Annotated in this window: 16 protein-coding genes; 8 read left to right on the forward strand and 8 right to left on the reverse strand. The window is 72.4% G+C overall.

What is annotated here, in order from left to right; all coding sequences use genetic code 11:
- Nucleotides 1-26: 26 nt before the first annotated feature.
- On the reverse strand, nucleotides 27-698 hold the full coding sequence (locus ACY34I_RS12300) for a hypothetical protein (protein WP_462754889.1): 672 nt from the start codon (nucleotides 696-698) through the stop codon (nucleotides 27-29).
- Nucleotides 699-1,310: 612 nt separating this feature from the next.
- Between ACY34I_RS12300 and ACY34I_RS12305 the strand changes: the two genes are divergently transcribed.
- Entirely contained in the window at nucleotides 1,311-2,057 is a 747-nt protein-coding gene (locus ACY34I_RS12305) for an endonuclease/exonuclease/phosphatase family protein (RefSeq protein WP_462754891.1), read from the forward strand.
- Between the two features lie 106 nt (nucleotides 2,058-2,163).
- Here ACY34I_RS12305 and ACY34I_RS12310 read toward each other — a convergent pair whose 3' ends face one another.
- Nucleotides 2,164-3,411 (reverse strand): M14 family zinc carboxypeptidase, encoded by a 1,248-nt coding sequence (locus ACY34I_RS12310; protein WP_462754893.1) that lies wholly within the window; start codon nucleotides 3,409-3,411, stop codon nucleotides 2,164-2,166.
- Between the two features lie 291 nt (nucleotides 3,412-3,702).
- Here ACY34I_RS12310 and ACY34I_RS12315 point away from each other — a divergent pair, with 291 nt between their 5' ends.
- Complete coding sequence (locus ACY34I_RS12315; protein WP_462754895.1) at nucleotides 3,703-4,380, forward strand: DUF4386 family protein; 678 nt, start codon at nucleotides 3,703-3,705, stop codon at nucleotides 4,378-4,380.
- On the opposite strand, the gene ACY34I_RS12320 is transcribed toward ACY34I_RS12315, so the two are convergent.
- Nucleotides 4,356-5,996 (reverse strand): amidohydrolase, encoded by a 1,641-nt coding sequence (locus ACY34I_RS12320; RefSeq protein ID WP_462754897.1) that lies wholly within the window; start codon nucleotides 5,994-5,996, stop codon nucleotides 4,356-4,358. The two genes, ACY34I_RS12315 and ACY34I_RS12320, sit on opposite strands and share 25 nt — an antisense overlap.
- Before the next feature lie 239 nt (nucleotides 5,997-6,235).
- On the opposite strand from ACY34I_RS12320, the gene ACY34I_RS12325 reads away from it, so the two are divergent.
- From ACY34I_RS12325 to ACY34I_RS12345, 5 genes are read left to right on the forward strand one after another with little or no spacing between them, the layout of a single operon-like run.
- The gene (locus ACY34I_RS12325) at nucleotides 6,236-7,123 is read left to right on the forward strand and encodes an ABC transporter substrate-binding protein (protein WP_462754899.1); all 888 of its coding nucleotides are present in this window, start codon (nucleotides 6,236-6,238) and stop codon (nucleotides 7,121-7,123) included.
- On the forward strand, nucleotides 7,120-8,079 hold the full coding sequence (locus ACY34I_RS12330; protein ID WP_462754901.1) for an amino acid ABC transporter permease: 960 nt from the start codon (nucleotides 7,120-7,122) through the stop codon (nucleotides 8,077-8,079). Before ACY34I_RS12325 ends, ACY34I_RS12330 begins: the two co-directional genes overlap by 4 nt.
- Nucleotides 8,076-8,840, forward strand: a complete 765-nt coding sequence (locus ACY34I_RS12335) for an amino acid ABC transporter ATP-binding protein (RefSeq protein ID WP_462754903.1) — start codon at nucleotides 8,076-8,078, stop codon at nucleotides 8,838-8,840. The genes ACY34I_RS12330 and ACY34I_RS12335 overlap by 4 nt, the downstream gene beginning before the upstream one ends.
- Nucleotides 8,840-10,462: an N-acyl-D-amino-acid deacylase family protein gene (locus tag ACY34I_RS12340; RefSeq protein WP_462754905.1), complete on the forward strand. Its 1,623-nt coding sequence runs from the start codon at nucleotides 8,840-8,842 to the stop codon at nucleotides 10,460-10,462. The genes ACY34I_RS12335 and ACY34I_RS12340 overlap by 1 nt, the downstream gene beginning before the upstream one ends.
- Nucleotides 10,463-10,485: 23 nt before the next feature.
- Complete coding sequence (locus ACY34I_RS12345; protein ID WP_462754906.1) at nucleotides 10,486-11,256, forward strand: serine hydrolase; 771 nt, start codon at nucleotides 10,486-10,488, stop codon at nucleotides 11,254-11,256.
- Here the strand turns inward: ACY34I_RS12345 and ACY34I_RS12350 are convergent.
- Nucleotides 11,139-12,152, reverse strand: a complete 1,014-nt coding sequence (locus ACY34I_RS12350) for a LysR family transcriptional regulator (RefSeq protein WP_462754908.1) — start codon at nucleotides 12,150-12,152, stop codon at nucleotides 11,139-11,141. The two genes, ACY34I_RS12345 and ACY34I_RS12350, sit on opposite strands and share 118 nt — an antisense overlap.
- A 436-nt stretch (nucleotides 12,153-12,588) precedes the next feature.
- On the opposite strand from ACY34I_RS12350, the gene ACY34I_RS12355 reads away from it, so the two are divergent.
- Nucleotides 12,589-12,987 (forward strand): hypothetical protein, encoded by a 399-nt coding sequence (locus ACY34I_RS12355; RefSeq protein WP_148797427.1) that lies wholly within the window; start codon nucleotides 12,589-12,591, stop codon nucleotides 12,985-12,987.
- Nucleotides 12,988-13,187: 200 nt separating this feature from the next.
- Here the strand turns inward: ACY34I_RS12355 and ACY34I_RS12360 are convergent, their stop codons facing one another.
- The 4 genes from ACY34I_RS12360 to ACY34I_RS12375 form a co-directional block, all read right to left on the reverse strand.
- Nucleotides 13,188-14,453 (reverse strand): phospholipase D-like domain-containing protein, encoded by a 1,266-nt coding sequence (locus ACY34I_RS12360; protein ID WP_462754910.1) that lies wholly within the window; start codon nucleotides 14,451-14,453, stop codon nucleotides 13,188-13,190.
- Nucleotides 14,454-14,612: 159 nt separating this feature from the next.
- Nucleotides 14,613-15,476: an ABC transporter permease gene (locus ACY34I_RS12365; protein WP_462754911.1), complete on the reverse strand. Its 864-nt coding sequence runs from the start codon at nucleotides 15,474-15,476 to the stop codon at nucleotides 14,613-14,615.
- The gene (locus tag ACY34I_RS12370) at nucleotides 15,473-16,447 is read right to left on the reverse strand and encodes an ATP-binding cassette domain-containing protein (protein ID WP_462754913.1); all 975 of its coding nucleotides are present in this window, start codon (nucleotides 16,445-16,447) and stop codon (nucleotides 15,473-15,475) included. Before ACY34I_RS12370 ends, ACY34I_RS12365 begins: the two co-directional genes overlap by 4 nt.
- 66 nt (nucleotides 16,448-16,513) lie before the next feature.
- Complete coding sequence (locus ACY34I_RS12375) at nucleotides 16,514-19,678, reverse strand: BTAD domain-containing putative transcriptional regulator (RefSeq protein WP_462754914.1); 3,165 nt, start codon at nucleotides 19,676-19,678, stop codon at nucleotides 16,514-16,516.
- Between the last annotated feature and the right edge of the window lie 21 nt (nucleotides 19,679-19,699).

The following is a 19,699-nucleotide window of genomic DNA, read 5'->3' on the forward strand; positions in this document are numbered from 1 at the left end:
CGGTGCGGCGGGCCCTCCGGGACCGCTCAGTCGAGAACCGACTCACCACCGGGGTACGCGAACGACGAACGCGGCGAGTAGAAGCCCCACACCACCTCCAGCGGCTCGGCCGGACGCAGCGCGTAGACCGGGTGGTCCGGCTCCAGGAACTCCAGCGACTCGACCTCGAAGGGGTCGACCGGCGCCGCCACGAACGGGTAGTTGCCGCTGAGCAGGTTGCCGTCGAGCCGGGTCAGGTAGCGGAGCTGCCCCCGATTCACCGCGTCGCCGGTGCGGCCGACGCGGGCGGTCGTCCTGATCACCGGTACGCCGTCCGCCTCCGTGGTGGCGACCAGCCGCTGGCCCCGCACCTCGATGGTCGTGGCACCCACAGTGGCCGGTACGCCCCGGGCGGCGGCATACTCCCGGACCACTGAACTCGAGTTGAAGTAGTGCGTCCACCAGCGGCCCGGGGTGACCCCGTCAGGAGCGTCCACGCCGGACAGGTCCGGCCCGATGTACGTCAGCGAGTAGGCGCCAAAGCCGGAGGTCTGACCGGGTTCGTCGACGACGTACTGATTCATGAAAACCTGTCGGTTCGGCGTCGGCTTGAGCCCCTCCGGCACCAGGGCGGCCACGGCCTCCGGGTCGGCCGGCAGCCAGCCGAAGTAGATCATCCTGCTGTTCACGACGAGCTGCGGAGCGACGAGTTCGGTCACGAGGGGAGTCCTTCCGCGCGGCATCGATCTGTAGTCGCGACGCTACGGACGGCCCTGTGGCGAGACAACGACGGATTGACGACACGCGACCGCCCGGGCGGCACCACACCGAAGCCCGCAGATGCGAGCCGGCCCCGGGCCGACGCGACAGCGCGCCGATCCGGGGCCGGGGAGGTGGCGGAGCTACTCAGCCGAACGGCTCAGGCTGCGGGGTCCGGCGTCGCCCGGCCCAGTGCCGGCGGGCTCACCGGGGACATCCTCTCCAGGTAACGCCAGAGCGCGTCGCCGCCGCTGTAGCGGGGTAGGGCGATGAGAAGAGCGACTTGCCGGCGTCGGGAGAGGGGCGACGACCGGGTGGCGGGCACCGAGCTACCCGGGTCGCTGACGTAGCACAGGCGCAAAGATGTCGATCACTCGAGGTAAGACAAGTTTTTCGCTCCATTCGAGCCGATGTCGCTCGGGTGCGGGCAAGCTCCACATATGCGCTTTCCACGAGTCCTCGTCGCCCTTCTCGCCCCCATCGCCACGGCAGTGGCCCTGGCCTCGCCAGCCGGCGCGGCAGCAGCCGTCGATTCGCCCCGACCGCAGGCCCCGGATCGACCCCTGCGCGTGATGACCTTCAACATTCACCACGGGGCCGGTACCGACAACGTCCTCGACCTGTCCAGAGTGGCCCAGGTGATTCGGGACAGCCAGCTCGACGTGGTCGGCCTGCAGGAGGTCGATCGGCATTACGGCGAGCGGAGCAACTTCGTCGACCAGGCCGCCTGGCTCGCTCGCGAGCTGAACATGCACGTCGTCTACGGGGCCAACCTCGATCTCGATCCGCTCTCCCCGGACCAGCCGCGTCGCCAGTACGGCACTGCGATCCTCACCAACTACCCGATTCTGGACTGGGACAACACCCATCTCCCGCGGTTCGGCAACCATGAACAGCGCGGCCTGTTGCGGGCTCGGATCAATGTACGCGGGGTACCGGTGCAGGTCTACAACACCCATCTGCAGCACAACGACGCCGCCGAGCGGGTCGTCCAAGCGCAGGCGATCACGCAGCTGATCGGCACTCCCGCGGAGTCCGTCGTCCTCGTCGGAGACCTGAACGCGACCCCGGACGCGCCCGAGATCCGTGCGCTCGTCGACGACCTTGTTGACGCGTGGGAGGCCGCCGGTGTGGGTGAGGGAAACACCCACCCCGCCGAGGACTCCACCCACCGCATCGACTACGTCCTGCGGTCCGGCGACGTGGTCGCTCGCACCGTCGCCGTCCTCACCTCGCCGCTGGCCAGCACGGCTTCTGATCACCTGCCGGTGGTCGCGGACCTCGCCCTGCCAGGGCAGAAGGTCGGCATCGGCCATTGACCGCGCACTCCGCTCCCGCCCACTGGCGGGACGCTCCCGCAGCGGAGACAGCGGCGGCGACCGCCGGAGCCCGAAGCTCCTGCGGTCGCCGCCCGTCCGAGAACACTCAGTCGTTCGTCGTGTCCCAGCCGTAGTCGGGCAGGTCGAAGAAGTCGTCACCGTCGACCCGGTCGACGGTGCCGTCGGCCAGGCCGCCGATCAGCGACTCCACACCGGTCTGCACGCTCTTCACCAGCATGCCGTGCTGCTTCTGGCCCAGGTCGTCCTGCTGGCCGCGGACCTCGAACAGCACCGTGCCGGTGCCGTTGAGGGCGAACGCCGAGCGGCCCTGGCCCGCGTACTCCCGCGCGTCCGGGTGGAAGTACCGGCCGACGGCCGCGAGCTTGGACTGGCTGCCGTACTGCGCCTGCATACCGTTGGCGACGGTGAGCGCGTAGCGGCGGGACTTGTCCTGGTCCAGCGCCGGCCACGCCGCCTTGTACTTGGCGCCGTCCTGCACCCCGAGCGGCGGGTAGTCGAGCGAGACGGAGATGAGCTTGCCGTCCTGCTCACCGCCGGTGAGTCGGTCGCACGGTCCCATGTGGTGCAGGTCGACGTACGCGTCGACCGCGCCCTTCTCCGACCGCAGCCCCACATAGACGTCGCGGATGGCGCGCGACTCGGGGGAGAGGAAGAACCCGGCGTCGGTGTCGCGGCCCGGCAGGTCGGCGGCGCGCGGCACGTAGTTGAGGTCGGGATTGAAGTCCCGGTTCAGGTCGTAGCCGGGCAGGTCGATGCCGTCTCCCCTGAGCCCGTGGTACCAGGCGCGCGGCGCCCCGGCCAGCTGCGGGAACTCGGCCACCGTCTCGTCCCAGGACCGCACGTTCATCCGCCGGTTGAGCTCGCCGCCGTCCGGGTTGACCATGGGCATCGCGACGAACGTGATCTCGCTGAGGATCTTCTGGGTCTGCGCGTCGCCGCTGCTGCCCAGGCGCTTGAGGATCGCGAGCAGCGCCTCGGTGCCGGTCCGCTCGTTGCCGTGGATCGCGCTGGTGACCAGCAGCACCTTGTCGCCGGTGCCAACCCGGGCCGCCCACAGCTCCCGGCCCTGCTGGGTGTGTCCGGCGACCTCGACCTTCACCCGACCGCCGCTGGTGCGCTCGATCTGCGCCAGCTGCTCGCCCACCTGCTGGTGGTTGCTCCAGCCCGACCAGGACGGATCATCGGCGATCTTGCAGCTGCCCTGCCCCGGTCCCTCTGGGGCGGCGGCGGAGACGGGTGGGGCGGTGAGGATCGAACCGGCCAGGGCGGCCGTCACGGCGGCGGCCAGCGCGCCTCGGGATCGGAGGATCGTCGACATCTTGTGTACCTGCACGCGTGCTCCTCTCGTGGATCCACCCACCGAGCGAGGCGCACGTGAGCACCGGTGATGCTCGGGGGAGCGGACCACCTCTGCCTTTTGGCGATCTTGACGTGCCGGCGAAGGAAGAAGCAACAAAAAGCTGCAGCTTTATCAATGAAAGCGCCGATTTCCTACAGATGTGGCGGACCCGCCCATCCCTCTTCCTACAGAAGGTGGTAGAAGCCCAGAGCTGGACTCGTCCGGCCTTCGGCATCGGTCATCGACGGGGCAGCGCCGCGGCGTCGCCTGCCGCATCCTGATGCGATGACAGTCGGCATCAGTTCTGACGGGACGCAGGGGCGGGCCCTACGCGTCGCTGCCCTCGGCGGTCTGGGATTCGATGCGCTCTACGTCGCCCACCGCCTGCTGCAGGGCTTCGGGCCCGAGGCATCGACCGCGGACGCCATCGCCGCGTACCAGGCCGATCATCGTGGCGCTCTGCTCGGCAGCGAGGTCGCTGTCGGGCTCGCGCTACTGGCCGTCGTCGTCTTCCTGGCGCCGCTGGTGCCGGCCATCCGGCGAGCTGGGCAGGAGGCACTGGCCACCGCGGTGCTGATCTCCGGCGTCGCGTTCATCGCGATGGGCTTCCTGTCCCTGGCCGCCGAGACCGCCCTCGTCGGCGTGGCCGACAGCGACCAGCCCGCGGCCGTACTTGTCTTGAATGAGCTGCAGGGACGCACACCGGTGGTGTGGACCATCACCGCGCTCACCGCGGCGATCTCGCTGGCCGTACTGCGCACCCACCTGCTGCCGAAGTGGCTGGGCATCGCCGGTGTGGTCGCGGCCGCCGTGTTCCTGCTCGGATCCATCTTCAGCGTCCTGGGCCGCACGGCCGAAGGAAACTCCTCACTGTTCGGCATCGGCCTGTTCGTCGTGTGGATGCTCGCGCTGAGCATCGCGCTGTGGCGAGCAGCCTCCTATCGCGACAGGCCACTGTCGTAGACGACGGCGCCGCCGGCGATCGTGTGGGTGACGCGGGCGTCGGCCGGTAGTCCCGCCCCGGCGGCGAACAGGTTACGGTCGAGCACGGCCAGGTCCGCGCGCTTGCCGACCGCGATCGTGCCGCCGTCCGCGTCATGGTTGACATACGCCGAGCCGGCGGTGAACGCGGCGAGGGCGACCGACAGCGGCAGCGCCTGCTCTGGCAGGAACGGCGCGTTGTCGCGGTGCTCCGGGTCGATCCGGGTCACGGCGACCTCGATCTCCTCCAGCGGGTTCGCGGTCGTCACCGACCAATCGCTGCCCATGGCCAGGGTGGCCCCGGAGCGCAGCAGATCCCCGAAGGGGTACTGCAACTGCGCCCGCTCCCGCCCGAGGAACGGCACCGTGAGCTCCTCCATCTGCGGTTCCATCTGCGCCCAGTACGCCTGGCAGTTCGCGGTCACCCCCAACTGCCGGAAGCGCGGCACGTCCTGCGGCTGAACGAGTTGCAGATGGGCGATGTGATGCCGGTTGTCGCGACGCCCGTTCGCCGCACGAGCGGCCGCGACCGCGTCGAGGGCGTTGCGCACGGCGCGGTCACCGATCGCGTGCAGGTGCACCTGGAAGTCGAGCCGGTCCAGTTCGGTCACCGCGGCGGCGAGCAGTTCGGCGTCGACGTACGTCACGCCGTGGTTGTCGGTGTGGCCGCCGCAGCCGTCGCAGTACGGTTCGAGCAGCGCGCCGGTGTAGTTCTCCAGCACTCCGTCGGTCATGATCTTGACGGTGTTGGGGTGGAAGCTGCCACCGGCCGCGGACTCCCGCTGGGTGCGGAACTCGGGGATCTGGTCGAGGCCGCGGTGCCGGTCCCACCACAGGGCGCCGACGACCCGGGCTGTGAGCCGGCCGGACGCGGCGAGGGACCGGTACGCCTCCAGGGTTCCCGGGGTCACCCAGGCGTCCTGCCAGCCGGTGATGCCCAGCGAGTGCAGATGTTCCTGGGCGTTGAGGATGGCTTCCTCCCACTCGGCGCGCCCGGGCAGGGGCACGTGCCGGTCGTTGAAGCCGTACGCCGCGCCCTCGTGCAGGGTGCCGGTCGGCTCGCCGGTGTCCGGGTCGCGTTCGATGCGCCCGTCGGCGGGGTCCGGGGTGTCCCTGGTGATGCCCGCGATCTCGAGGGCCCGGGAGTTGACCCACGCGCCGTGCACGTCCCGGTTGAACAGGAAGACGGGGCGGTCCGGGGCGATCGCGTCCAGGTCCTCCTTGCGTGGGGTGCCGCCGGGGAAGTGCTCCATCGCCCAGCCGCCGCCGATGATCCAGGGCTGGTCGGGGTTGTCGGCCGCGTACCGCGCGACCCGGTCCAGGTACGCCGGCCGGCCGGCGAGGTCGTTGAGCCACACCCGGAGCCGGTTGCGCCCGGCGAAGGGTGCGTGGAGGTGCGCGTCCTGGAAGCCCGGCAGCACCATGCCGCCCGCGGCCTCGATCATCCTGGTCCGCGGGCCGATCAGCTCGGACACGGGCTCGGAGCCGACCGCGACGATCCGGTCCCCGCGTACGGCGACCGCGTCTGACCAACTGCGGACGGCGTCGACGGTGTAGACGTCGGCGCTGGTGATGACCAGGTCGGCGTACTCGGTCAACCTCGCACCCTCTTCCGGCTCAACCGCGCGGAGGTCGCCCGCCTCTGCACGTTGGCTCAGGATCGAAGCACAGACGGAAACGCTTCGGCAATGGTCGGCGCAGCGGCGGCGCGGCCGAGGAGACCCTCGACCGGCGAGCATCGAAGAAGGCGACGCTCACCCTGCAAAGCATTCGGGCTGTTCATGCTGGCTGATCCCGGATAGGGTCCCCGCCAGTCGTCTCAGCCAGGAGGTTTCCGGTGGTCAGCAAGCGTGCGCTTCGCATCGTCGTCGGTCTCGCCACACTCTCGCTCGCCGTCACCGGCTGCGGACGCTCAACCAGCGGGCAGACCCCACCGGGCGCCGGCGCCGCCTCGGTCGCCGCCGACGCCAAGGCCGCCGACCTGCTCCCGGCCGCCGTCAAGGACAAGGGCGTCCTGCGGGTCGCCACCGCCGAGGGCTACCCGCCGATGGAGATGTACAAGGACGGGACCCAGGAACTCACCGGCGTCGACCCGGATCTGGCCGCGGCGATCGCCGAGCGGCTCGGCCTCAAGCTGGAGATGACCAACGCCAGCTTCCCCGGCCTCACCCCCGGCCTGCAGGCCGACCGCTGGGACCTGGCGATGTCCTCGATGAGCGACACCGAGGAACGCCGCAAGGCCGTCGACTTCGTCGACTACTTCCAGGCCGGCGGCTCGATCATGGTGGCCAAGGGCAACCCTGCCGGGGTGAAGGACCTGGCGGACCTGTGCGGCCGGGCCGTGGTCCTCGCCAAGGGCAGCTCCAACCTCGCCATCGGCGAGAAGCAGAACGCCTCGTGCGCCAAGAAGATGACCATCTCGCAGAGCGAGGACGCCCCGACCGGCCTGCTGCAGATCGACGCCGGGCGCGCGGTGGCCACCATCGTCGACTACCCGGTGGCCAAGATGCTGGCCCAGCAGAGCGGCAAGTACGACGTGCTGGAGGCCCAGTACGAGGCCGGCCCGTGGGGCATCGCGATCGACAAGAAGGACAGCCAACTGCGCGACGCCGTGCGCAAGGCGCTGCAGGAGCTGATCGACTCCGGCGACTACTCCAAGATCATGGAGAAGTGGGGCGTGCAGGGCAGCGCCGTCAAGACCGCCACGGTCAACGACCAGAAGTGAGCACACCCGTGGAGGAGACCGTCGCGGGCCCGGGCGAGGCCGGGCCCGCCGCCCCCGAGACGCCCGAGGCGAACCGGATCAGCCACCCGCTGCGACCGGGGCGCTGGCTGGCCGCCGGGGCGACCGCCCTGATCCTGGCCTGGCTGGCCTGGACCATCGCGATCAACCCGAACCTGCACTGGGACATCGTCGTCAAGTACCAGCTCGACCGGGTCATCCTGGACGGACTCTGGGTCACCATCCAGCTCACCGTCGCCTCCATGGCGATCGGCGTGACGCTCGGCGTCATCGTGGCGCTGATGCAGGTCTCCGACAGCCGCATCCTGCGCGCGGGCGCCATGGCCTACGTCTGGTTCTTCCGCGGCACGCCGCTGCTGGTGCAGCTGATCTTCTGGTTCAACATCGCGCTGATCTTCCCGGAGGTCGGCCTGGGCGTGCCGTTCGGCGGTCCGAAGCTGGTGACCTGGGAGACCAACACCCTGGTCACCGGCTTTGTCGCCGCGCTGCTCGGGCTCAGCATCAACGAGGGCGCCTACATGAGCGAGATCGTCCGGGCCGGCCTGCGCGCGGTCGACCCCGGCCAGCAGGAGGCCGCAGCGGCGTTGGGCATGTCCCGTATGAAGATCATGAAGCGGGTGGTGCTGCCCCAGGCGATGCGGATCATCGTCCCGCCGACCGGCAACCAGTTCATCTCCATGCTGAAGACGACCTCGCTCGTGTCGGTCATCGCCGGCGCCGACCTGCTCACCGTCGCCCAGCGGCTCTACCTGACCAACTTCGAGGTGATCGCCCTGCTGATCGTCGCGTCCATCTGGTACCTGGTGCTGACCACCGTCGCCAGCATCGGCCAGTACTTCCTGGAACGCCGGTTCAGCCGCGGCTTCGGCGCCACCACACCCGGCACCCTGCGGGGGCGGATCGCCCGCAACCTGCGGCTCACCGGGAGCGCGCGATGACCCCGCCGATGGTGCAGTGCCGGTCCCTGCGCAAGAGCTTCGGCCGCCTCGAGGTGCTGCGCGGCATCGACCTGACCATCGAACGCGGCCGGGTCGTCTGCGTGGTCGGCCCGTCCGGCTCCGGCAAGTCCACACTGCTGCGCTGCCTCAACCACCTGGAGGAACCGCAGGCGGGCCGGGTCTACGTCGACGGCGACCTGATCGGCTACTCCGAGCGCGGCGGCCGGCTGCGGCCGCTGCCGGACGCGCGCCTGCGCCGGCAGCGCGAGTCGATCGGCATGGTCTTCCAGCGCTTCCACCTCTTCCCGCACCGCACCGCCCTGGAGAACGTGATGGAGGGCTTGATCGCGGTGAAAGGCGTCCCGACGAGCGACGCGCGACAGCGGGCCGCCGACCTGCTCGACCGGGTCGGGCTGGCCGACCGCGCCCACCACTACCCGGCCCAGCTCTCCGGCGGCCAACAGCAGCGGGTGGCCATCGCCCGGTCCCTGGCCATGTCGCCGAAGCTGATGCTCTTCGACGAGCCGACCTCGGCGCTCGACCCGGAACTGGTCGGCGAGGTGCTGGACGTGATGAAGGACCTCGCTGCCAGCGGCATGACCATGATCGTGGTGACCCACGAGATGGGCTTCGCCCGCGAGGTCGGCGACCACCTCGTCTTCATGGACGAGGGCGTGATCGTCGAACAGGGGCCACCCCGCGAGATCCTCGCCGCACCGCAGCACGACCGTACCCGCGCCTTCCTGTCGAAGGTGCTGTGATGGCGCGCCTCGACCTGCTGATCACCGGCGGGGAGATCATCGACGGCACCGGCTCCCCAGCCCGTCCGACCGACGTGGGGGTACGGGACGGGCGGCTGGTCCTGCTGCCGACCGGCAGCCGCACCCCCGGCGTCGAGGTGGTCGACGCGACCGGGCTGGTCGTCACGCCGGGCTTCATCGACGTGCACACCCACTCCGACCTGCTCGCCGGCGACGACGCGCAGCGCGAGACGTTGCGCCGGGCACCGCTGCTCCAGGGCGTCACCACGGAGATCTGCGGCAACTGCGGGATCAGCCCCTTCCCGATCCCGCCCGACCGCGACGGGCCGGTGCGGGAGCTGATCGCCGCGACCTTCGGCCCGCCCGCGTCGGCGTACGCGTCGTTCGCCGAGTTCGCCGACGCGCAGGGCGTGGCCCGGCGCAACCACCTCGCCGCCCTCGTCGGGCACGGCACGCTGCGCGCCGCGGTGGTCGGCTTCGCCCAGCGGCGAGCCACGCCAGCGGAGATCCGGCGGATGTGCCAACTGCTCGACGAGGCGCTCGCCGCGGGCGCCGCCGGCCTGTCCACCGGCCTGATCTACTCACCGGGCGTGAACGCCAGCACCGACGAGGTCATCGCGCTGGCCCGGGTGGCGGCCGCGCACGGCAAGCCGTACGTGACACACCTGCGCGACGAGATGTCCCAGGTCGAGTCGGCCCTGGAGGAGGCGATCGAGATCGCCACCGCGGCCGGGTCGGCGTTGCAGGTCTCCCACCACAAGACGGCGGGGCGGCGGGCCTGGGGCAGCACCATCCGCACCCTCGCCCGGCTCGAGCAGGCGCGCGCCGACGGGCTCGACGTCACCTGCGACGTCTACCCGTACACGGCGGGCAGCACGGCCCTGCACGCGATGCTGCCGCCGTGGCTGATCGCCGACGGGGTACCGGCCATGCTCGCCGCCGCCGCCGAGCCGGCGGTCCGCGACCGGATCCGCCACGACCTGGTCGCCGGGGTGCCGGGCTGGGAGAACACCGTCGGCAACGGCGGCTGGGACCTGATCCGCGTCGCGTCCGCCCCGAACAACCCGGACACCCAGGGGCACACCATTGCCGACCTGGCCGCCGCGCGCGGCGTCGACCCGGTCGACTACGCCTGCGACCTGCTCGCCGCCGAACGCGGCGACGTCACCATCCTCAGCCACTCCATGCACGAGGACGACGTACGCCGGGTGCTGGTCAGCCCGCTGACCATGCTCTGCTCGGACGGCGTACCCAAGGGCGGCCGCCCCCACCCGCGGTGGGCGGGTAGCTTCGCCCGCGTGCTGGGCCACTACGTGCGCGACGTGGGACTGCTGGACCTGGCGGCGGCGGTGCACAAGATGACGTCGATGCCCGCCCGCCGCTTCGGCCTACCGGAACGAGGACTGCTCACCGACGGCTACCTAGCCGACCTGGTGGTCCTCGACCCGCAGCGGGTCGCCGACGGCGCCACCTACGACGACCCGCTGGCACCGCCGGGCGGTGTGCGGTGCGTGGTGGTCGGCGGCCAGGTCGTCGTGGACGACGGCACGGTCACCGACGCCCGGCCCGGGCGGGTGCTCGCCGTACCGGATCGGGCGCCGACCGGGGCGGGACGGCCGTGAGCGCGGCTCGCGGCGGTCGAGCCATGCGGGTCGGGGCGATGGTGCGGCGGCTGGAGGACGGCCACTGCCTCTCGGCGGAACCCGACCTGGTTCTGCCGCTGGCCAGCGTCGGCAAGGTCCTGCTCCTCGGCGAGGTGGCGCAGCGGCTCGCCGATGGCACGCTCGCCGCGGACCAGCCGGTGCAGCTGCGCGACGACGACCGGGACGTCGGCGGCACCGGCCTGCTCGGCCGGCTGTCGCCGACGTGCTGGACGGTCGCCGACCTGGCCACGGCGGTCGCCGCCGTCAGCGACAACGCCGCCACCAACGCCCTGCTGCGGCTGGTGACGCTGGACGCCCTGCAGCAGGCGGCCCGCCGCGCCGGGCTACGGGACACCACCGTGCACGACCGCATCCGCGCCGAGCGCGGCCCCGGCGTACCGGAAACCTTTGCCACCGGCACCGCCCGCGAGCTCTGCGCCTTCCTCGCCCAGGTAGCGACGGGGACGTGGCGGAGCCCGCAGGCGTGCCGGCTGCTGCGCGGCTGGCTCGCCGGGAACACCGACCGCGCGATGGTCGCCGACTCGGTCGGCCACGACCCGTGGTCGAGCGACGGCGTCCGGGTGGAGAACAAGACCGGCACCGACACCGGGGTACGGGCCGACGTCGGGATCGTCTCCGGCCGGCACACCGTTGTCTACGCCGTGATCGCCGCGTTCGAACCCGCGGCCGAGCGCGCCGCCGTGGCCGAGTTGCGGCGCTGGGGCACCGTGGTCGACCGGCTCGCCGGACCCCACCGCCCGGACAACTCCTGACTGAGCTCCACCGCCGCGTCGGTCAGCCGCTCAACGAACCTCCCGACCACGGGATTGGGGTTGCCGGGGCGCAACGCCACACCGATCTCCCGGTGCAGACTGGCGTGGGCGAGCTGCCGCACCGCCACCCCGCCGGGATTGCGCAGACCGAGCGACGGCACCAACGCCACCCCGACACCGGCCCGCACCAGGCCCAGCACCACCTCGTAGTGGTCGCTGCGGCACCGGATCCGCGGCGCGAAGCCCTCGGCCCGCGCCGCCAACTCCAGCACCGACACCTCGCCCTGCACGCCGAGGGTGGTGATCCACGGCTCGGCGGCAAGGTCACCGAGCTGCAGCCGCCGCCGGCGGGCGAGCGGATGGTCGGCCGGGAGCACCACCAACTGCGGGTCCACCATCAGCGGCTCGACCTTCGCGTACGGCAACTCCTGCGCCGGACTCAGCGGATGGTCGAAGACCACCACCAGGTCCAGCTCGCCCTGCTGGAGGCGGGGCAGCAGCTCGTGCGGCTGCCCCAGGATCAGCGCCAGCTCGACCTGCGGATGGTCCCGGGTGAAGCTGGACAGCGCGCGCGGCAGCAGCTCCGTGCCGGCGGTGGCGAAGAACCCGATCCGCAGCAGTCCCCGGCGGCCTGCGCCGTGCGCGGACAGCTCGTCCCGGGCCGCCGACATCAGATCGGCGATCTGCTGCGCGTAGTCCGCCAGGCGCTGGCCCGCGACCGTGAGCCGCAGGCTGCGCGGCCCCCGGTCCACCAGCGCCACCCCGGCCTCCTGCTCCAGGGTGGCGAGCTGGTGGGAGACCGCGGACGGGCTCAGCCCCAGCTGCTCGGCCGCGGCGACGATCGTGCCGTGCCGGGCGATCTCCAGGACGACCTGCAGGCGTGCAGTGTTGAACATCGGCGGGCTGCCTTCCCTGCTCAGCGGCGGTGCGGTCGATCGTCGACCGCCGCCGGTCCCACACTCTTGCATGCCGGCCGCGCCCGCTCCAGACCGACGACGCGTCGCACGGCCTACGCATAGTCCGCCGTCGGTGCGGGTAGAAGGACGTCACTGCACTGCAGTGGGTATGGGGCGACGCTGCCTCACCCCGCACGAGTCGATCCGCGCCGGCTGGACGCCCGGCCCCCGGTGGTTACCCGCTGGCGAGGCGAGGCGACTCGATCACCGCATTCGAAGGAGGGCGGCCGATCATGATTTTCCAGGGTGGATCCGTTCGTCGACGGCGGGCGCCGGCTGCGTTGCACAGCCGCCGCGCCCAGCACTGGCGGCCGTTCGCGCCGGCCTGTTCCCAGGCGTGGCACGGGCGTGTCGTCCGCCGGGTCGGGTGACCGACATGTCCGCTGTGTCCCCGCGCCGAACGGCGCTCACCGTCCCGTCGATACCTCGCGGGTACGTGCAGTACCTGCAGACCAAGCTGCTGGAGGCCGAAGCCGGCCTGACCGCGATGACCGACCGGTACGAGCGGACGAAGGCGCGCTTCGATCGCTGCTACGCCCGCCGCGGCATCACGCCCGAGGCCGACATCGTCAACTACAGCAACGCCAAGGGGATGAACCCGGAGCTGAAGTTCTGGTACGCCAAGGTCGAGCACTTCCAGCGGGAGGTGGCCGCGTACGGGGCGGCGCTGACCGGGCTCGACGCCGCGCGCCGGATGCTCACCGACGACGGCTACCGCGTCCCCGAGTACGGGCGCTCGCGCAACAACAGACGCGCCCTGAACCGCGTCAGCTGACGATCCGCGAGGCCGCCTCTTCCGGCTGCTGCTGCCTCCCGCGCTCGGGGTGAACTGGCACGTTCCAGCTCGCTCGACGCGAGCGTCCCTGCCGTCGAGGGCCGGTAGCCCGAGCCGGCAGGGGAGGAGGCGGGTGCGTGGGCACCCGCCACCTCACCGGCACGGCTCCGCCGAGCACGAGGGTTATCCCAGCGACTCCGTCAGGGGCAGGTCACCGTACGGCCGTTGGCGACGGACCTGATCCCGGCGGCGTCCCGGACCGTGCGGAAGTTGGTCCGGAACGCGTTGAACACCGTGGTGTCCTCCAGTTGCAGCAGCGTCTCGTCGGACTGGCGCAGCGAGTTGTAGCTGAAGTTGTGACTGCCGACCCAGGTGATCGTCCGATCCGCGCCGCCGTAGTAGTTGCCCTCCACCTGCAGGTACTTGCTGTGCGTCCAGACGCTGTCGCCGACGCAGTAGTACTTGACGACCGGCCCGCCGTAGGCGCTGTTCGTGGCGGCCAGGAGGTTCTTCATCGCGGTGACCTCGGAGCCGCTGCCCGAGTCGTACCGCTCCACCACCTCGACGTAGCAGCCCGCGTTGTCCAGCGCCCACAGCTTCGAGGCGAGGTAGGTGCGGCTGAAGATGGCCTGGTTGACCCGAATGATGGTGCGGTGGGTGCCGTCCTGGGTGCCCGCCACCGAGTTGCCGAAGCACGCGACGTTGTTGAGCACGGTCATGATCGCGTCTTCGTTCGGGTCGTTGTACGGCTGTCCGTTGCTCTCCTGCCGCGGGTAGAAGTGGATCTTCGCGTTGCCGGAGGTCACCGCCGGTCGGCCGGTGTCGTAGTAGTTGTTGTTGGCCACGCGAGCCCTGAGGTCGTCGAAGTAGCCGCTGTAGGCGTTGTAGATGGCGGTGTTCCCGACCAGGACGAGCGCGGCGTTCCACCCGCCGAGCCCGTCCCGGCCGGTGTGCAGGTTGGCCGTCGACTGAACCACCACGTTCGAGGCGCCCTGGGTGCTGGAGAAGAGGAGGAACTTGTTGTGGTTGATCGACTCGACGGTGCTCAACACCCGGTTGCCGATGCAACCGCGGCCCGCCGGGCAGAACAGGATCCACGACGCCGCGCCGAGGTTGGTGCCGAGCGCCGTCACGAGGGCGGCGTACGGCGCCTTGGCGGAGTCGTTGTCGTTGAAGATGACCTGGACGTTCACCCCCCGGTTCTTCGCCGCGATCAAGGCGTTGGGCACGGTGGCGTCGGTCGCGTAGAACATCGCCATCCGGATGCGGGAGCCGGCCGGCGCGCCGTCGATCAGTTCCACGAGGCGGGTCTGGATCGCCGCCTCCTCGGCGGCCGTACCGATCGGGTTGTTGAAGACGGCGGTGGTGGTCGGCACGGCGACCGCGGGCGCCATGTCGACGGACAGTCCCGCGGCCAGGAGGCACGCGGACGCGGCGATCGACGCTATGGCTCTGCGTAGGGACATGGACCCTCCCGGAGGACAGACGGGCGACGCTTGTCGATTAATCGATGCTAAAAAAATCATCGATCCGCCGCTGCCCTCTTCCGGCCGGCAGCTTGAGAGCGGCAGGCGAGGAGGCGGGCGCGGGGCACCCGCCTCCTCGGCATCGGAGAGCCTGGCGGATCAGCGGCTGAGCCGCTGGTAGCGGCGGACCGCCAGCGGCGCGATCAGCACGATGAGCAGCACCGGCCAGCCGACCGCCAGCACCAGCGGATGCTGCGCCGCCCACGACTCGCCGCCGATGCCCGGGTTGCCGAACAGCTCCCGCGCGGCCGCCACGGTGGCGGACAGCGGATTCCACGCGGCTACCGTGCCCAGCCACCGCGGCAGCAGGTCCGGGGCGACGAAGACGTTGGACAGGGCGGTGAGCGGGAAGGCGAGCGGGAACACGATCACCGCGACCGTGTCCGGGTTGGGCACGAGGAGGCCGAACAGGATGCCCACCCAGGTCAGCGCCAGCCGCAGCAGCAGGATCAGGCTCATCGCCGCCAGGGCGTCGCCCAGTCCGTTGCGCCACCGCCAGCCGACGAGCAGGCCGCAGACCACCAGGGTGGCCAGCTCCAGCACAGCCCGGGCGAGGTCCGCGCCGGCCCGCCCGGTCAGCAGCGCGGACCGGGCCATCGGCATGGAGCGGAACCGGTCGACCACGCCTCGGCTGGCGTCGACGGCGACCGCCGAGGCGGTGGCGCCGAGGCCGTAGAGCATCGTCATCACGAACACGCCGGGCAGCAGGAACTCCCGGTAGTTGCCGTTGCCGGGCACCGCCATGCCGCTGCCGAACACGTAACCGAAGACGAGCACGAACATGATCGGCAGCGTGAAATAGAGGACGATCTCCTCCGGCGAACGGACCACGTGCCGCATGTTCCGCCCGGCCATCACCCAACCGTCGGCCACCGCCCAGCCGAGCCGGACCAACACCCCAGCCGTCCGGACCTCTGCCGTGGTTGCGGCCGCGCCGCGCCGGGAGTCGACTGCCGTGCTCACACCGCCACCTCCTCACGGGGGCCGGCCGACCGCTGCCCGGTGAGCCGCAGGAACGCCTCGTCCAGCGTGGGCCGGCGCAGCACGACATCTTCGACCGCGATGTCGTGATCCTGCAGCGCCCGCATGACGTCGGCGAGCGCGCCGATCCGGTCCACGACCGGCGCGCTGAGCTGCCGGATCTCCGCATCCGAGGTCACCGGCCCGCCGGTGGCCCGCTCGACGATGCCGGCGGCGGCCGGCAGCTGGGCGCCGTGCCGAACCACCAGCTCGATCCGGTCCTCGCCGATGCGGGCCTTCAGCTCGGCCGAGGTGCCCTCGGCCACCACCCGGCCGGAGTCCACCACCGAGATCCGGTCGGCCAGCTGGTCCGCCTCCTCCAGGTACTGGGTGGTGAGCAGCACCGTGGTGCCGTCGGCGACCAGCGACCGGACCGCCTCCCACAGGCCGTTGCGGCTACGCGGGTCCAGTCCGGTGGTGGGCTCGTCCAGGAACAGCACCCGCGGCGTGGTGATCAGGCTGGCGGCGAGGTCGAGCCGGCGGCGCATCCCGCCGGAGTACGCCCCGGCCGACCGGTCCGCCGCGTCGGCGAGCCCGAACTGCTCGAGCAGCTCGTCGGCCCGCCGCCGGGCCACCCGCGCCGGCAGGTGCCGCAGCCGGCCGAACAGGATCAGGTTCTGCCGTCCGCTGAGGATCTCGTCGACCGCGGCGTACTGCCCGGTCAGCCCGATCAGCGCGCGGACCCGTTCGGGATGCCGGGTCACGTCGTGCCCGGCCACCCTCGCGTGGCCGGCGTCGAAGCGCAGCAGGGTGGCCAGGATCCGCACCGCAGTGGTCTTGCCCGCGCCGTTCGGGCCGAGCAGCCCGCACACGGTGCCGGTAGGCACGGTCAGGTCGAACCCGTCGAGAGCGGGCGTCCCGCCGTACGACTTGCGCAGCCCCTCGGCGACGACGGCCGATGTTTCGTAGGTCATGCCGGCAGCGTCGCCGGGCCCGCTGACCGGCCGCGCACCGTCCGCTGACGGGCGGCCGCGCCGCCGTCAGCGCTCGTCCAGCAGCGCGAGCGCCTGCTCCCGGCCCAGCCCGGCGCCCCGGGCGAAGGCCCGCTCGAACGTCGCGTCCCCGATCTCGGCCCGGGCGGCCGCCGCCACCGGCGCGGCCCGCGCCGCCTCGCCGGCACCGGTGCCGTGCAGCAGCGCCGACACCGCCCCGAGCAGCAGCGCCGCCTGCTCGGCCGCACCCCGCCGCAGCACCGGCCCGACCAGACCCTCCACCGCGGCGCCGACCGTCGGCACGTCCCAGACCCCGAGGGTCGCACCCAGCACCTGCCGGTAGTGGGCCCGCGCTGTCGGCGCGTCCCCGACCGCGTCGGCGAGCTGCCCGAGCGCGACCAGCGCCGCGAGCCGCACCACCTCGGCGCCGAACCAGCCGGCCGGGCACTCGGCCACCGCCTGCTCGCACAGCCGCCGCGCCCGGTCCAGGTCACCCCGCCGGCGGGCGATCTCGCCGAGCCCGTAGTGGGCCGCGGCGACCAGCTCCGGCGCCCCCGCCGGCCGGGCCACCTCCACCACCCGCCGGTAGTCGACGTCCGCCCCGTCCAGGTCACCGACCCCGAGCCGCCCGTCCGCCCGGGTCCGCAGCAGCTCGGCCATGTCGAGCGCGGAGCCGAGCTCGTGCGCCAGCCGCAGGGCCTCCGCCATCGGTTCGGCGGCCGCCGCCGGGTCGCCCACCCGGTAGGCCCCCTCGGCGAGCGTGCTGAGGACCAGGATCATGCCCCACCGTTCGCCGATCGCGCGGAAGCCGTCGAGGGCGACCGTCAGGTCCGCGCGGGCCTCGTCGTATCGGCCGTGGAGCAGCCACAGCATCGCCAGCCCGAACGAGCCCAGCGCCTGGCTCCACGGGTCGGTGCCGAGCAGCGCGTTCGGCCGCTGCGCGAGCAGCGGCATCCGTTCCTGCGGTGGGGGACCGGCGATCATCCCGGACAGGTAGAGCAGGAACGGGTGTTCCGGCGGCCGCCCCAGATTCCAGAGGATGTCGTTGGCCGGGCCGATGTGCAGGGGACGGGCTCCGCCGCCGCTCACCGTGGCGACCAGCAGGCAGATTGCGTACTCCTCGGCGAGCCCGGACGGCGGGCCGCCGAGCAGGTCGACGAGCCGCCCGGCCAGCGCGGCCCCCTCACCCCGCAGCCCGCGCAGCCACCAGTAGAACGACAGGGCGGCGACCAGCCGCAACGCGACATCCGCGTCGTCGGCCGCCACCGCCCGGCGCAGCGCGGCGAGCAGGTCGTCGCGTTCCGCGTCCAACCGCCGCAGCCAGTCCAGCTGCGCCGCGCCGCGCAACCCGACGTCGCCCGCCCGCGCGAGGTCCAGAAAGTACGCCGCGTGCGCCCGGCGCAGCTCGTCGGCCTCGCCCGCCTCGGCGAGCCGCTCGGCGGCGAACGCGCGCACCGTCTCCAGCATCCGGAAACGCCCGTCGGCGGCGTCCACCAGCGACTTCTCCACCAGGCCGGTCAGCACGTCGAGCACGTCCGCGCCCACCGGCGCGCAGACCCCCTCGACGGCAGCCAGGTCGGCGTGACCGGCGAAGACGCTCAGCCGGCGCGCCAGCCGCCGTTCCGGCTCGTCCAGCAGGTCCCAGCTCCACCGGACCACCGCGCGCAGGGTCTGGTGCCGCGGCTCCGCGACCCGGCTGCCCCGGTTCAGCAGCCGGAACCGGTCGTCCAGCCGGGCCGCCACCTCCGCCACCGGCAGCGCCCGCAACCGGGCGGCGGCCAGCTCGATGGCCAGCGGCAGGCCGTCGAGGGTACGGCAGATCCGCAGCACCGCAGGCGTCGTGGTCTCGTCCACCGTGAACCCCGGCGCCACGTCGGCGCCGCGGTGCGCGAACAGCCGTACCGCGGCGTACTCCCGGGCCAACCCGGGCGCGACGCTGCCGGACGGCACCGGCAGGCCGGCCACCGGGCAGAGCGCCTCCCCGGTCACGCCGAGCGGTTCGCGGCTGGTGGCCAGGACCCGCACCAGCGGGGCGGCCCGGAGCAGCCGGGCGGTGAGCCGGGCCGCGTCGGCCACGACGTGCTCACAGTTGTCGAGCAGGAGCAGCAACCCGCGGTCGGCGAGCGCCGCGACCAGCCGGTCGGTGACGTCACGGGGGCCGCCCGGCACGCGCAGCGCGGCGTCACGCAGGTCGAGCGCGGCCAGCATCGCCGGCGCCACCTCCCCGCCGGCCGGCACCGCCGCCAGCTCGACCAGGCACACCTCGCCGCCGTGCCGGGCGGCGGCCTCGACGGCCAACCGGGTCTTCCCGACGCCGCCCGGGCCGTGCAGCGTGACCAGCCGGGCCTCGCCGAGCAACTTGCCGAGGCGGCGCAACTCCTCCTCCCGGCCCACGAAGCTGCTCAACTGCCCGGGCAGCGGGGGCAGCCGGGGCGGCGCCGCCCCGGCGCGCGGCTCGACCTCGTCGCGCAGCAGGGTCGTGTGCAGCGCGACCAATTCGGCGGACGGGTCCGTGCCCAGCTCGTCGGCGAGCAGGCGGCGCAGGTCCGCGAAGGCGGTGAGCGCCTCGGCCCGGCGGCCGTCGGCGTGCAGCGCGCGCATCAGCTGGCCGTGCAGCCGCTCCCGCAACGGGTGGGCCGCGACCAGCTCCCGCAGCTCCGCCACCAGCGCCCCGACGGCAGGCGATCCGGGCGCCGCCAGCCGCAGCTCCGCCTCGATCCGGTCCTCCGTCGCGGCCAGCCGGCGATCCCACAGCCGCGCCGCCTGCGCCGCGGCGAACGGCGCCTCCGGCACATCCGCCAGCGGATCCCCGCGCCACAGCGCGAGCGCCTCGCGTAGCACCTCGGCGGCCCGGCGCGGATCACCGGCACCGAGCGCGGCCCGCCCGGTGTCGGCCAGGCGAAGGAACCGGTGCGCGTCGACGTCCTCCGGGTCGACGGCGAGCCGGTAGCCCGCCGGATGGAACTCGACCGGGTCGACCGGACCGGCCGGCAGCACCTGGCGCAGCCGGGACACCTGTGACTGCAGCGCATTCGCCACGCCGGCCGGCGGTTCGCCGCCGTACAGGCCGTCGATCAGGCGCTCCCGCGCCACCACCCGGCCGGCGTCGAGCAGCAACAGCACCAGCAGCGCACGCAGCCGCGGCCCGCCGACGGCGAGCCGGCGACCGTCGGCGGCGTACACCTCGGTCGCGCCCAGAATGCCGAACCGCACGCCGTCGATTGTCGCTCAGGC

The sequence above is a fragment of the Micromonospora sp. RTBAU3-60 genome, assembly GCF_054963695.1.

Excerpts from the sequence above, each read along its gene's own strand:
- ACY34I_RS12305 (WP_462754891.1), top strand. The coding sequence starts at position 1,311 with ATGACCTTCAACATTCACCACGGGGCCGGTACCGACAACGTCCTCGAC.
- ACY34I_RS12340 (WP_462754905.1), top strand. The coding sequence starts at position 8,840 with ATGGCGCGCCTCGACCTGCTGATCACCGGCGGGGAGATCATCGACGGC.
- ACY34I_RS12315 (WP_462754895.1), top strand. The coding sequence starts at position 3,703 with ATGACAGTCGGCATCAGTTCTGACGGGACGCAGGGGCGGGCCCTACGC.
- ACY34I_RS12345 (WP_462754906.1), top strand. The coding sequence starts at position 10,486 with ATGCGGGTCGGGGCGATGGTGCGGCGGCTGGAGGACGGCCACTGCCTC.
- ACY34I_RS12370 (WP_462754913.1), bottom strand. The coding sequence starts at position 16,447 with ATGACCTACGAAACATCGGCCGTCGTCGCCGAGGGGCTGCGCAAGTCG.
- ACY34I_RS12350 (WP_462754908.1), bottom strand. The coding sequence starts at position 12,152 with ATGTTCAACACTGCACGCCTGCAGGTCGTCCTGGAGATCGCCCGGCAC.
- ACY34I_RS12355 (WP_148797427.1), top strand. The coding sequence starts at position 12,589 with ATGTCCGCTGTGTCCCCGCGCCGAACGGCGCTCACCGTCCCGTCGATA.
- ACY34I_RS12335 (WP_462754903.1), top strand. The coding sequence starts at position 8,076 with ATGACCCCGCCGATGGTGCAGTGCCGGTCCCTGCGCAAGAGCTTCGGC.
- ACY34I_RS12360 (WP_462754910.1), bottom strand. The coding sequence starts at position 14,453 with ATGTCCCTACGCAGAGCCATAGCGTCGATCGCCGCGTCCGCGTGCCTC.